The sequence below is a fragment of the candidate division WOR-3 bacterium genome (assembly GCA_039802005.1).
Taxonomy (GTDB): domain Bacteria; phylum Hydrothermota; class Tepidihabitantia; order SM23-42; family JAOAFX01; genus JAOAFX01.
In genome coordinates this window covers 24149-38583 of record JBDRVV010000002.1, presented here as the reverse complement: position 1 = coordinate 38583, position 14435 = coordinate 24149, and the positions used below count along the sequence as shown (strand labels likewise).

The following is a 14435-nucleotide window of genomic DNA, read 5'->3' as shown; positions in this document are numbered from 1 at the left end:
GCGGGATTGTAAAAATTAGAGTTTGTTGTAAATTGCAAACAAAAGTCTTGGATTTATTCATTAATGGAGGGCTTCGTATATTACACGCGCAATCTTTTTACCTATACCGGGAAGTTTTGAAATATCTTCTTCCCCTGCCTTTTTAATTGCATCAACACTGCCAAAATGTTTAAGCAGAATGACTTTTCTTTTTTCCCCAATGCCCGGAATTCTATCAAGGGCAGAGGCTGTGACCTGTTTAATCCTTACTTTTCTATGATAGGTAATGGCAAATCTATGTGCCTCATCGCGGATTCTTTTCAGTAAAACCACGCTTCTTGAAAGAGTTGGTATTGATATGGTTCTACCATCAGGATAGTATAACTGGTCACTGCGTTTGGCAATTGCAAATACCGGTATTGGCAGGTCAATCTGTTTTATGACTTTTAGTGCAGCATTCTGTTGCGCCTTTCCTCCATCAATCAATAATAAATCTGGCATTTGATTGGAGGATTTTATATCATCAAGTCTTCTTGAAACTATCTCCTGGATCATTGCAAAGTCATTCTGTCCTTGAACCCTTTTTATCCGATAATGACGATATAATTTCTTGTATGGCTTCCCATCATGAAATGCAACGGATGACCCAACCGCAAATTTTTCTTTCAAATTTGAAATATCAAATGCCTCAATCCATCTTGGTGGTTTATCTAACTGGAGAATATTCTGAAGTTCAATGATTGGAGTTGGCGTCCTTTTTGCAATCACAACCCCCGCGAGTTCGGTTTCAGCGTTCTTTTCTGCCCACTCAAGAAGGTTTTTTAGTTCCGCCTTATAGGGAATTACGAGAGCAATATAAATTCCTTTTTCCTTAAACCATTTTTGTTGTATATCCCAGTCACTCGGTTCCTTTGCTACAATTATTTCTGCAGGTAAAAATGAAATATGGGTATAGATAAGTCTTATAAATGCCGAAATAATATTTTGGGTGTTTTCGTCTTTAGGTACCTTTAAATGGTATATCTCTTTTGATATTAATCTATTTTCTCTAATTCTGAAAAGACAACCAGTACAATGAATACCGCTGCGAGCAAAACCTATCACATCGCGATTTATCCCGTCATTGGTGACGATTTGCTGGCGCTGGGTTATTCTTCTTATGGCAAACAATTCATCCCTTAAAATCTTTGCCGCCTCAAAATTCTCTTTTTTTGCATGTTCCCACATTCGTTCTTCAATTGCCCTTGCAAGTTCATCTGATTCGCCCTTTAAAAATTTTATCGCCTTCTTCACAAGATTTTGATATTCTTCTTTTGATATTTTCCGCACACAGGGTGCACTGCATCTACCGATGTAGGCTGAAAGACAGGGACGGGGAAGAGGTTTGGAAAAATCTTTATTGCAGGAAGCGATCTTGAATATTTTGCATAATGCATCCCTGGTCTGACGCAATGCACGGGCACTTGTATAAGGACCGAATATTAGCGAGCCATCTTTTTTCAAATTTCTTGTGAAAAATATCCTTGGATATTCTTCCTGAACAGTTATTTTAAGATAGGGAAATTTTTTGTCATCTTTCAGACGAATATTATATTTTGGTTTGTGAAGTTTTATCAAAGATTCTTCAAGGCTGAGGGCTTCAGTATCGGAGTTCGTGATTATTATATCAATATCAGCAGAGTTTGTTATGATTCTATTTATCCGGGGGTCAGGATTTTTCAGATATGAACTGAGGCGATTTTTTAAATCACCTGCCTTACCGATATATAGTGGTTTGTTTTTTTGATTTTTGAATATATAAACGCCCGGTAGTGCTGGTGACTGGTCAATTTTTTGTTTTATAACACTTTCCATATCAAATCAGTAAGACAACTTTTTGTAGCCGCACCCTTCAGGGTGCGCATTGGTCTTTATAAACGAGATAATTCCTATCCACTAACTACCATCATATCATCAAATAAGATTGCAGGCAGTGCCTTTCCAGCCATATATGTGGGATGGAGTCTGTTCTCAACTTCAACAACATTTTTCATTACATCATAGATATTGCCCGCAATCATAGTATTTTTAACCCGACCAATTATTTCGCCATTTTCAACATATAGACAGGGGTCAATGCCGATTGAAAAATCACCATTAGGAATATTCCCGCTATGTGCACCAAGGGCACCCACAACAATTACACCTTTATCTATTAAACGAATCATTTCCTGTAAACTCTTTGTTCCGGGTTCAATAACAAGATGTTCAAGCCCTGGCATTGGTTTTAACGCTGCATATTCACCACCCCACATTGCGCCTTTATATCCATTGCCCGTGGGGCTAACGCCCATTTTGTCAGCATAGAAAAGGTCGTAATAGAAATTTTTCAGTACGCCTTTTTCAACAATCATCAACTTTTTTGTGGGTGTTCCTTCATCATCAAATGCCCGCGCAAACGGATACTCTTCGTTATGTGGGTCATCGTATATGGTTAATTTTTCGCTTAATATCTTTTCGTTAATTTTATTTATCAACGGCGACTTTTTGTAATATACATTACTGCCTGCTGTTCCACTCTGAAGACGCCAGAGCAGTGCGTAGAGAACCGTGGGCAAAAATAATACCTTCATTTTACCACTCGGCAATTTCTTTTCAGTCAATGCCTTCTGATACATTTCAATCATATTATCCAATTCAGTCTCGGGTGCCGGGGTAAATTTTTTTTCTTTTAGCAAATAATAAAGACCATTTGCAGTATTCGGAAATACCACACCGCATATAAGTGTATATGTAGAAAAGTTTTCTGAAAGTTCGGCACCGTTTGTGTTCATTATCTGTATCTTTTCAGTTCCATAAACAACTCGGACATCTATTTTTGCATCTATTTTTTCTTTCAACTTATCAATCACCTTTTTACATTCCTCAACCACCAGTTCATTCGTAACATTTTCAATTTCGCGGTCATAATTATTTAATTTATGATTAACTTTGTTTTCCGGGAATTTTAGATTTGTCTTTGTGCCTGCCTTCAATGAACTAATCGCACCTTCCAAAAGCAACTCAGGATTGTTTAAATTCTTTGTGTATGCAAAACCAAGGATATTGTCTTTAATTATTCTTAATGAATAACCAGATTGAATCGTTCCTTCCAGTTCCGTTAATTTCCCATTCTGAAAAGCGATTCCATTAGAAAAAGATTCATAATAATAAATTTCAGCCTGGTCAACTCTTGTTTTTAGAACGGATAGAAATTTCTTCATTATACACCTCCGATCACCGCATCTTTGATAATGATATGGGGCGCACCATAACAGGAGCGTATATTCATCTGCCCTTTACCACATCCGCCGATCTCTCCAAGTTTTAAATCATTGCCAATTGCCTGAATGTTATTCAATGTTGCATAGAGATTTCCTGAGATATTAATATCGCGAACCATATCTGCAATTTTGCCGTTTTTTACAATATATCCATACTGGGCAGCAAATGTAAAATTTTCACCACTCGTCTGCCCACCCATTGCATCGCATAGATAAAGTCCATCACCGAGTATTTCAAGTAATTCTTCAAATGTTTTTTCTCCAGGTTGGATAAAGATCGTTCCCATACGAATTATTGGTGGATACCGATAATCCTCGGCGACACAATGACCGTTGGGTGGTTCATTGAATGCACTCGCTGTGCGCCTTGAATGAAGCCTACCGACAAGGACGCCGTTTTTCAACAATTGTACTGGTTGTGCTGGAACACCTTCGTCATCATATTTATAAAATCCTAACTGCCCAGGAATTGTCGGGTCGTCAATGATATTAAGAATTTCAGTGCCAAGTTTCGCACCGAGTTTCATCTTCTCCCGCATTGAAGGATTATTTTCAATCAAATCTGCCTCAGAGAAATGCCCAAATGCTTCATGGGTAAATACTCCACCGAGGTTTTGATTCAGTATTACATTATAAATTCCTGCCTTTACCGGTGTGGCATTCAACAAATTACCGGCAATTTCCGCTTTCTTTATAAATTGCTCTTCACGATTTCGCAGGATGGCAAATCCACTACTACCACCGACACCAACACGAACGGTCTGTATAATCTGCCCATTGCTACTTATGATTGAACCGGCAATTCGGGTTGTAACGAGTTTTTCTACTATCTCGGTTCCTTCGGTATTCACAAAACATTTTTCTCTTATTGTTTCACTGTAACCGATATCAGTATGGATTATCCCCGGTATTCTGTAAGGTATCTCATTATAATGGCGGGTTAATTCTATCTTTTCTTCAATAGAAATTTTTTCAGGGTCTTCTTTGAGTTCGGGGGTGAATTTGTCTTTTATAATTGGGACTTTACTAAATTCAACCGGTATACAATTATTTTGTGACATAATTTCTGCATTGGATAGGGTGGTATTTACTGCCTTTTCAAAATCATCCCCTTTAGTAAATGTTATTGTCGCAAGCGATTTATTTTTGATGACCCGAAGCACAAATCCATCGGTAGGGCAGGTACTCACTTCGGTGATATCCCTGCCCGAAAAAATTATTTTTGTTTCGGTCTTAATCTCATATCTCAAATCTGCATAATCAGCATTTATTTTTGAAAGCAAAGATTTTAATTTTTCTATCATTTTTCTATCCTTTCACAACACCCAGTGGTCTCATACGGGCGACCTTTTTTGATATCCCTGCACCGACGACCGCTTCAACCACCGTATCAATGTCCTTATATGCTTCAGGGACTTCTTCTCTTAAAACTTCATTTGATGCACATAGAACATATATTCCTTTTGCCTCAAGTTCTTTGTCAATCCTTCTCCCTTTTGTCACATCAAGTGCCTTGGTTCTTGATAAAAGTCTTCCCGCACCATGACAGGTTGAACCAAAGGTTTCTTTCATTGCCTGCTCAGTGCCGATTAATAAATAGGAATGTGAACCCATATCTCCAGGAATCAAGACAGGCTGCCCAATCTTTTTGTAGACCTCTGGAATATCTTTATGCCCGGCTGAGAATGCCCTTGTTGCACCCTTACGATGGACACAGACTTTTTTTGTTTCTCCATTGATTCTATGCTCTTCAAATTTGGCAATGTTATGGGCAACATCGTAAATCAATTCCATCCCAAGGTCTTCTGCCTTCTTGCCCAGGACATTTTCAAATGCCTCTCTTACCCAGTGCATTATACACTGACGATTTGCCCAGGCATAATTTGCCGCGCAAGCCATCTGTTCAAAATAAGATTTACCTTCAGGTGATTCAATCGGTGCACAGGCAAGCTGGCGGTCCGGTATATTGATGCCGTATTTTCTCACTGCATTACCAAGGGTTTTTACATTATCATCACAGATTTGATAACCAAGTCCCCTTGAGCCAGTGTGGATCATAACCGTTATTTGTCCTGTTTCGAATATTCCCATCAATTTTGCAGTTTCAGGGTCATAGATATCTTCAACAATCTGTATCTCAAGAAAATGGTTACCAGCGCCGAGTGTGCCCAATTGTGGTCTTCCCCTTTCAATTGCCCTTCTTGAGACTTTATCTGGATTAGCACCTTTAAGCATTCCATTTTCTTCTATCTTTTCAATATCTCTTTTCCAACCATAGCCTTTTTTCAATGCCCACTGTGCACCATAAAGCATAACTTCTTTTACTTCCCGGTCATCAATTCTAATTTTACCGGTGGAACCAACTCCTGAAGGGACATTTTCAAAAATAGCACGCACAAGTTCTTTGAGTTTGTTTTTTATTTCTGTATATTTCAAATCGGTTCTTAAAAGTCTTACCCCGCAATTAATATCATAGCCGACACCGCCGGGCGATATGATTCCTTCTTTTACATCAAACGCAGCAACACCACCGATTGCAAACCCATATCCCCAGTGGATGTCAGGCATTGCAAGTGAATAGCCCACTATGCCCGGCAGGGTTGCGACATTTGCTACCTGTTCCGGCGCCTCATCATCTTTTATTTTTTCCAGCATCTTTGATGAGGCATAAATAATCCCATCTGTTCTCATACCAGATTTATGGGATTTAGGAATTTTATAACGATATTCATCAATTTTAATAAGTTCGCCTTGCCACGCCATGGTGACCTCCTTATCTAAAAGGAAATTTATTTAATCGCATTATATTTTACTTTAATTATCGTTGTTTGTCAATAAGACCGAGCAAGCAGTGATATACTTAATTTGGTTGACAAAGCGTGGTTTTTATATATTCTTTATTTGTGCCATTGCTCTTCTTAATATTCTTTCTTGATCCACACTCTATTCTTGAATTGCCTGTGAAATGCACAAAACTTGAGTTTTACGAAGAGGGGGTTTATTTAATCCAGGAGAATAATAGGGCAATACTTAAGGTTGACAGTTCAAATAATATGCAGAATATAGCTGTTGAAGGGGGGATAAATAATCGCATTTATGGGTTTCGTATGGCACCCTTCTCTATTTATTTAAATATGATGGGTGGAATCTTTAAATTATCTCTCAACTCTGGATTAATTGAGAATATTTATAAAGGCGATGTTGCTTCTTTTGTTATAACCGATGCAGAAGAAATCATTCTGATGGACCGATTGAAAAAAGAGATTTTATTTTTGGATTCCCGATATAAGACCCGACTGATAAAAAAGAATTTTAATGTGGTTGATATGGATTATTTTAGCAATCGGATTTATCTTTTGACAAGAAAGGAAATTTTTGTTCTTGATGAGTATGGAAATATAATTGAAAAAATTGAAATTCCTGAAAAAAAAGAAAAAATTGTGGTTGATGAAAAAATTTATCTCTTTTCATCTGCACAAAAAGATGTTCTTGTGAAAGGACAGGATTGGAAGAAAATTGAAATCGGTCATCCTATTATTGATTTAAAAGCCACTGAAAAAAATATCGTGACCCTGAGCCAATATGGTGATACTATTTATATTTACAACAAATCAGATTTTTGAATCGGATAGTTTTAGGCTTGATTCAGTTTATTATAATTTCCGGTTGATAGAGGTTGATACGGATATGACAATAGATACAGCATATATGTCTGTTAGAGAAAGGATTGAAGAAGATGAGCAAAATCGTTTAAAGATAAGTGGAATTAAGGATTTTTCTTTTGACATTGAAGAAGGTTTTGACCAGGGACTGAAACTCTATGTGGGTGGTGAGATAGAGGGAGTAAAGATAAAAGGTGCTCTTTCTGACCAGGGAACGGATGCGCCAACGCGCAGGATTACAGACATTGAAAAAATGAAACTTGAAGTCTGGTCAAAAAATTTTTATGGTGGTATCGGTGATTTGAGCCTTGTATTGCCTTTTGAGATATTCAATGAAATCAGTGGTGTGAGAATGGGGCTTGCGCAGCAGGAAAATAATTTAAATCTTTCCTATGCACTTAATCGCGGGCAGTTCCGCAGGATTGAATTTGATGGAGAAGAGGGGAAGCAGGGTCCATATTTTCTTTCAGGTAAAATTGTTTATGGTTCAGAAAAGGTTTATCTTTCTGACCTTATGAACCCTGCAAGAATTTTAATGGTGGATGTGGATTATAACATAGACTATGAACAAGGTGTAATTAATTTTACCAATAAAAATATAATCACCGCAAATACGCGCATAATTATAGAATATCTGGAAGCAATAGAGAATTATACAAATATCTATCAGGAATTTGACGCACAATATCGGGTAAAAAATTTCCAGTTTAATTCCATTTTTCATCGCATTTATGATGATAATAATAGCCCGCTTGGATTTCAGCTAAATCAGGCAGAGATTGAAAGTTTGAAGGCAAGCGGTGATAGTTTAAGGGTCAGACACATATATGCTGATACTTCATCAACAGGAAATTATGATCTGATAGACGGAAGATTTGTATATGTAGGTGAAGGGAATGGACATTACCGGGTTTCATTTTTCTATGCCGGCGAGAATAGGGGAGATTATGTTTATGATCCGACGATTAAGGGATTTGTCTATGTTGGGAAAAATCTCGGTAATTACACTCCGGAAAAATATATTCCTCTTCCCGCGGATAATCAATTTTATGGATTTGGTTTGAAACACAATTCTGGATTGTCTGGTAGGTTTTATGGTTCAAATGTGGATAAGAACAAGTTTTCTCCTTATGATGATAACGATAATATGGCGAAGGGTTATGAATTGAATTTGGAAAGAAAATTTGGTATTTTTTCAATTTCAAGCAAGTATGTAAATTATGAGAAAGACCTTTATCAGCCTAAAGGAAGGCAGGATTTGAACTATAATTATGAGTGGAATACTACCGAACTTCTGAATGAACTTTTCCAATTTAATTCCGGAATAAAGCCTTTTGAAAATTTCGGGATTGATATGGGTTTTGGTATTTTGAACCGTCAGCATAAAAGAAGGCTTATATATCTGAAGCCACTTTTTTTCTATTGTGGTTATGAAGATATCGACACGATTAATAAATACATACTTGGTTTGAGGAAACAGATAAACAATGTTTCTCTCTATACGCAGTATTTAAATCAAGAAGGAGAACATTATACAGAGTACGGGACAAATTATCTCTTTCAAAAGGATAAGTCAATAGGTGTATCAGGAAATTATGAGAGAAGCAAAAATGGTAGGGCAATTCTGACAAAAATTGATTTTTCAACAAAACCATTGAATGCTTCTGTAGGTGCTCGGCTTTTTAATGACACTATATTCATATTTTTAAATACTAACTTAAATTTGTATTTTAATAATTTCAGACTAACCGGGGAACTTGAACAATCCCAGAGATATACCCAGAAGAAAGATGAAATTTATGTAAAAGTTCCTGATGGAACAGGAAATTATGTTTATGACCCGGTAACGCAGACCTATATCCCAAAGGAAAGAGGGGATTATATTAAACAGACAATACTATTGCAGGATTTTCAGAGGGTCATAAGCAGGAGATACAATCTTGAACCCTCCTTTTCGTATGGTATATCTGACGCGAAGGCAAGGCTCTTTTATTTAAATGAAGAAAATTTCCTCAACCGGAGGGAAGAAGTTTTTATAAATCTTGAAAAAGAAGATAAACATCTTGAAATAAATCTTCAAGAAAGTTTTTCAAGAGATGGTCGTTATGCACTTGAGCCAGTTTCACATGTTCAGTATTTTTTATCTGTGAATCCTGGATACAGAAAATTTTACAATTATCATTCAATAGATTATCATAATGAGAAATGGAGTGGATTTTTAAGGGAAGAAAGGATTGATTATGGTATTGCGCTGGACCTGGAAATGGTTGAAAATCCTCAGGTAAAGCCTTTCACCGGTTTTAAATACAGTAAAATTTTTTCTGATTTCTTTCCAGACCTGACCTTGATTCTCCAGACACCTTCGGCAGGTTTGCTATTAGGAAAACCGATAAAAAATCAGGGTCGGATTGAATTGAATAGCGAATTTATTTATCGTAGATACAATGTTGAAAATGTTCCATATTTATTCTCTGCAAATGAGCCACCGGGATTGACCAAGATATTTACTTTGAGTGGTTCAATGGGGATAGGTAATAATACTATTTTCAGTTTAATATATCGTATCCAGCTCCCGCCTGATGAGGCACCCATTCAGAATTTAAAATTTCAAACAAGGATAAAATTCTAATGGCTGATAAATATCGTGAATTTTACGAACTTGCCGGAAAATGCTATCCTGAAGATAAATTGACATATTCAAGTCTGAGTGGCATAATGAGAAAGAAATGGGTGCTTGAAAAATTAGAGCAATTACCCAAAGGTATCCTGCTTGATTGTGGTTGTAATATCGGACGGCTCTCTTCAGGATGGAAAAAAGGAACCGTGATTGGTGTTGATATTGCATTTTCTTTGCTGATAAAAGGCAGAAAACTCTTTCCCCACATAAATTTTATACAGGGAGATTTGCGAAATATTGGATTCTTTAAGAAAGATTCAATAGATAATGCAATTGCGATTGAAGTAATTGAGCACCTTGACCGTGTGGATGATTTTCTTATCGGATTATTCAATATCCTCAAACCCGGGGGTATGGTATTGATCACAACCCCTTCTTATTCAAAAAAACGTCCAGTTATAACAAAACTTGGTGTTCTAAAGAGTTTTGGTATAAAGAGTGGTGTGGAAGGTGCGGGTTATCTACATACCGCTTATAAGCCAGAAGAGTTAAAAATACTCGTTGAGAAAAAAGGTTTTAAAATTATTGAATCAGGCAGTTTTGAATTTGAATCCAGGGGCTGGGTAAAGCCATTTACTACATTGACTGGCATTTTTGAATCAATATCAGATAAATTCTTTCCCGATTCAGCGCTAAATATCTTATTTGTTAAAATGTTAAACAGACTTGAGATTGATACATTCTTTATCCTTGATACACTCGGTCTTGGTAAATTAATAAAACTTTTTTTTAAAGAAGGAAGAAGGTCTTATGTGCTGGCGGAGAAGCCATAGGATATGAAACTCCAGGAATTTTATTATGATTTACCCGAAGAATTGATTGCCCAGTATCCGATTGAGAATAGGGCAGAGGCACGGCTGCTAATTCTGAATAGGAATACCGGCGAGATAATCCATCGCCACTTTTACGAAATAGTAGAATATTTTTCTGAAGGTGACATTCTTGTTTTGAATGATACGAAGGTTTTTAAGGCACGGATTTTTGGAAGAAAGGAGACCGGTGCCCAAATTGAAATTCTTATAATTTCTTACCATAATAATGAATGCACCGCACTAATCAATCCGGGCAGTCGTATCAGGGATAATACAAAGATATTTTTTGCTAATGGTCTATTTGCTCAGGTAAAGAGTCGTGAGAAAGGAAGGTATCAGCTTGAATTCAACAAAGAAGTTGAAAATATAATAGAGCACTTAGGAAAAATCCCATTGCCCCATTACATAAAGAGAGAACCAGAGAAATTAGATGAAAAGGAATATCAAACCGTATTTGCCCAAAAGACTGGTTCAATTGCTGCACCAACCGCAGGATTACATTTCACAAAAGAAATTCTTTATGAAATTAAAAGCAAGGGTGTTAAAATTGCTTATATTACACTCCATATTGGTCCCGGAACATTCAAACCGATTCGTTCGGAAAATATTGAAGAGCATTATATGGATCCAGAATATGTAGAAGTATCTGAAGAGGCTGCGGAACTGATAAACATAGGTAAAAAAGTAATCGGTGTTGGCACATCCGTGACGCGCACCCTGGAATATATTGCCTCAAAAAATAAAGATGGTAAAAAAAGGGTTATGCCGTTTTCTGGATATGCTGATCTATTTATATATCCGGGTCATAAATTTAAGGTGATTGATTGCCTTATCACAAATTTTCACCTTCCCTGTTCAACACCTTTATTGCTCGTCTGTGCGTTTGCGGGAAAGGAGTTGATATTTAAGGCATACAAAGAGGCGATTGAAAAAAGATATAGATTTTTATCCTATGGTGATGCAATGTTTATAATCTAACAACCTAATTCTTTTTCCTTTCTTAACTTCTCACTTCTAACTTCCAAACTCACTTCCTCACCAAACTTCTGTTATCATAGCAACTAATTTTTTGGAGTGCATTAGCTTGCTAATGCGTAGTTTAAAAATTTTTAATTTAATTCTAACTTACTATAATTATTCTGTAGAAGGGCTTCCAGCCGCGATAAATAATGTAGGGCAAACCTTGAGGTTTGCAATAACTTTTGCAAAGTTTCTTCTTTCGCATTTGAGTCTTGCGTTATTTAAAATGATGGATATAATGAGAGACTATGGCGATTATATTATTTTTATTTTTCTGGCAGCAGAAGGTGGATTACAAAATCTCGTGCATTCTTGATGATGAGAATAATACATTAAAAATTACTGAAGTTTTGACCTATCATAACAACTCACCAGTCAGTCTTGAAACTCTATATTTCCATCTCTATGCCAATGCTTATCGTGACAATAACACTACTTTTGCAAAGGAATTAAAAAAAATGGGTTCTTATAAATTCTTGAAGGCAAAGAAGTCAGAAAGGGGCTGGATTGATATAAATTCGGTGCAAATAGGGGAGAGGGAATTAAATTTTATAATAGATGAAACGATTATGGCAGTTGTGCTTGATAAACCTTTATTGAACGGAGATTCAGCTGTTCTAAAAATTGATGCAATTTTAAGAATTCCAAAGATTTTCTCCCGTCTCGGATACAGGGGTAAACATTATGAGATAGTTCAGTGGTATCCAAAGCCCTGTGTCTTTGATGAAAAGGGCTGGCACAAGCAGGGTTATCACGCAATCGGTGAATTCTACGGAGAATTTGGAAATTTTGATGTTTCAATAGAATTGCCAAACGATTATGTAGTGGCAGGTAGTGGTGTGGTTTTAGATTCATCTAAATTAGAGAATAATAGAAAAATTGTTCGCTTCCTTGTCGAGAATGTCCATGACTTTGCCTGGGTCTGTGATAAAGATTTTGAGATTGAGAAGAGAATAGTTGATGGAATAGAGATTGAGGTTTATTATATAAAAAAATACCGCAAAAAATGGGAGAATGCCGGAGATTATGCAGTTGATGCGATAATGAGATATAATAAGTGGTTTGGTATGTATCCATATAAAAAATTGAGTGTGGTCCAGGGATATTTTGGTGGTGGAATGGAGTATCCAAATCTGGTAATTGTCGGCGGAAGTGAAGATAAACTTACAAGGCAATTTGAGCTCGTTATTATCCATGAAATTGCCCATCAGTGGTTTTATGGCATACTCGGTTCTAATGAAATGGACGAAGCCTGGCTTGACGAAGGATTTACTTCGTATGCTGAAGCAAGGTATTTTATAGATAAATACGGTGTTGATAATTCATTTTTTAAATCATCCTTCCTACCTGAAATGCCTCATAATTATATCAACCGGTTAATATATTATATTACATTAACGAATCAGATAGAAAAACCTGTTTTAACAAAGTCCTGTGAATTCATTGATAACCCGATTGCCTACCAGAATGCAGTTTATTCAAAGCCTGCATTTTTTCTTCGTTACCTTGAAGCATATCTGGGTGCAAATACATTTGATATAATCCTCAAGAGATACTTTGAAGATTTCAAATTCAAACATCCGCATACTGAAGATTTTATCAGGATATGTGAAGAAACAAGTGGTAAAGATTTGCAGGAGTTCTTTAATGATTTTCTACATACTACAAAATATTGTGATTGGCATATAAAAAGGATATCAGGAAATTCGCTGGTGGTTGAAAACAAAGGAAAGTTTTTACTACCGACCGATTTGCTGGTTCAGACTGACAATGGTGGTCAAATCTTGAAAATAAAGCAACATTCAGATACTTTTCATTTTTCTGAGGCAAAAAAGATAAAGAAGGTTATTATTGATCCATACGGATATACACCTGAAGCAGACAGATATAATAATTATCACCCCAAAAAATTTGCCTTAAAGCCGTTCTTAAACTGGCCCTCTTTTGATACCTATCAGGTCTTTGTTCTTCCTTATTTATGGTATGACACAAACGACGGCTTTACGCCCGGACTTTATCTTGCCGGTGCACAATTCATTGATGTGGATTTTATCAAGGGCAAAAATCAGTGGTTGCTTGGCTATATCTATGGAGTCAAAAGTAAAAAACATTATTACAATTTTAGTTATCAGACCCCGATAATATTTAAAAAAGGTTATCGTTCGCGCATATTCTTAAAAAGTTCTAACGGTGGTGATGAGATAAAACATCAAATGGGATTTACTAATGATTTTGGAATTCCATTTGCTCCAGAACCCAAGATGAATATAAAAACTTTTTTAAGTTATAATAATCTAAAATCATTTATCTCGGTTGATTCAATAGATTGGACGATTACTGAATATTATTTACTACAGAATCAATTTTCTTATCATACAAATCACTGGTCAGCAGGGATAAATTTCTGCGGCACTGATGAGTTTTTTAACACTGACTGGAGTTTTTCAAAATTGACTTTTGAATTTGAGAAAGATTCAAAGTTGTATTTATCGCCATTATATTTCCGCCTTTTTGCCGGAAAGATTCTTGGCACTGCGCCAAATCAGGAAATGATATTTTTAAGTGGTGCCTTGAGGCACACTTTTGTTTCTGATTTGTTTTTCGGTCATAAAGGATATGCGTCTCCACAGGAGCATATCCATATCAAACAGGATGGGAATATGGCAGGTTATCAGGGTTATCATATAAAGACTGATGGGCTTATTTGTATAAATTCGCAATTTCCTGAAGGTTTTCCATTAAGAATTTTCGGTGATTTGGGTTATTATTATAATGGAGATAGTTTGAAATGGGAATATGCCTATGATACAGGTATAAAGATTATTGTTGGACCAATTGGTTTCATCCTGCCCCTGTATAATCACATTGACAAATTCTGGCCCAAGAACTGGTCAGTAGAATTTTCTGTTATTGGAATTGGTTTTTAACTAGCGTTATTCACACATAGTGTCATTGCGAGCCCTGAGCATAGCGAGGGGCGTGG

9 protein-coding genes are annotated in these 14435 nt (G+C 36.4%); 5 read left to right on the top strand and 4 right to left on the bottom strand.

Annotated elements, in window-relative coordinates; genetic code table 11:
* Positions 1–60: 60 nt before the first annotated feature.
* From uvrC to ABIL69_00900, 4 genes are all read right to left on the bottom strand, one after another.
* Complete coding sequence (gene uvrC, locus ABIL69_00915; GenBank protein ID MEO0122552.1) at positions 61–1833, bottom strand: excinuclease ABC subunit UvrC; 1773 nt, start codon at positions 1831–1833, stop codon at positions 61–63.
* 74 nt (positions 1834–1907) lie between these two features.
* Positions 1908–3221 (bottom strand): TldD/PmbA family protein, encoded by a 1314-nt coding sequence (locus tag ABIL69_00910; GenBank protein MEO0122551.1) that lies wholly within the window; start codon positions 3219–3221, stop codon positions 1908–1910.
* A complete protein-coding gene (locus tag ABIL69_00905; protein MEO0122550.1) occupies positions 3221–4585 on the bottom strand; it encodes a TldD/PmbA family protein in 1365 nt (454 codons plus the stop codon). The genes ABIL69_00910 and ABIL69_00905 overlap by 1 nt, the downstream gene beginning before the upstream one ends.
* Before the next feature lie 4 nt (positions 4586–4589).
* A complete protein-coding gene (locus ABIL69_00900; protein MEO0122549.1) occupies positions 4590–6044 on the bottom strand; it encodes an RtcB family protein in 1455 nt (484 codons plus the stop codon).
* A gap of 140 nt (positions 6045–6184) precedes the next feature.
* Here ABIL69_00900 and ABIL69_00895 point away from each other — a divergent pair, with 140 nt between their 5' ends.
* The 5 genes from ABIL69_00895 to ABIL69_00875 all read left to right on the top strand — a co-directional run bounded on the left by ABIL69_00895 (position 6185) and on the right by ABIL69_00875 (position 14379).
* Positions 6185–6904 (top strand): hypothetical protein, encoded by a 720-nt coding sequence (locus tag ABIL69_00895; protein ID MEO0122548.1) that lies wholly within the window; start codon positions 6185–6187, stop codon positions 6902–6904.
* Positions 6864–9572, top strand: coding sequence for a hypothetical protein (locus tag ABIL69_00890; protein MEO0122547.1), 2709 nt, complete (start codon positions 6864–6866; stop codon positions 9570–9572). Before ABIL69_00895 ends, ABIL69_00890 begins: the two co-directional genes overlap by 41 nt.
* Entirely contained in the window at positions 9572–10393 is an 822-nt protein-coding gene (locus ABIL69_00885; GenBank protein MEO0122546.1) for a class I SAM-dependent methyltransferase, read from the top strand. Before ABIL69_00890 ends, ABIL69_00885 begins: the two co-directional genes overlap by 1 nt.
* Before the next feature lie 3 nt (positions 10394–10396).
* Complete coding sequence (queA, locus tag ABIL69_00880; GenBank protein ID MEO0122545.1) at positions 10397–11410, top strand: tRNA preQ1(34) S-adenosylmethionine ribosyltransferase-isomerase QueA; 1014 nt, start codon at positions 10397–10399, stop codon at positions 11408–11410.
* Between the two features lie 290 nt (positions 11411–11700).
* On the top strand, positions 11701–14379 hold the full coding sequence (locus ABIL69_00875) for a M1 family metallopeptidase (protein ID MEO0122544.1): 2679 nt from the start codon (positions 11701–11703) through the stop codon (positions 14377–14379).
* Positions 14380–14435 lie beyond the last annotated feature (56 nt).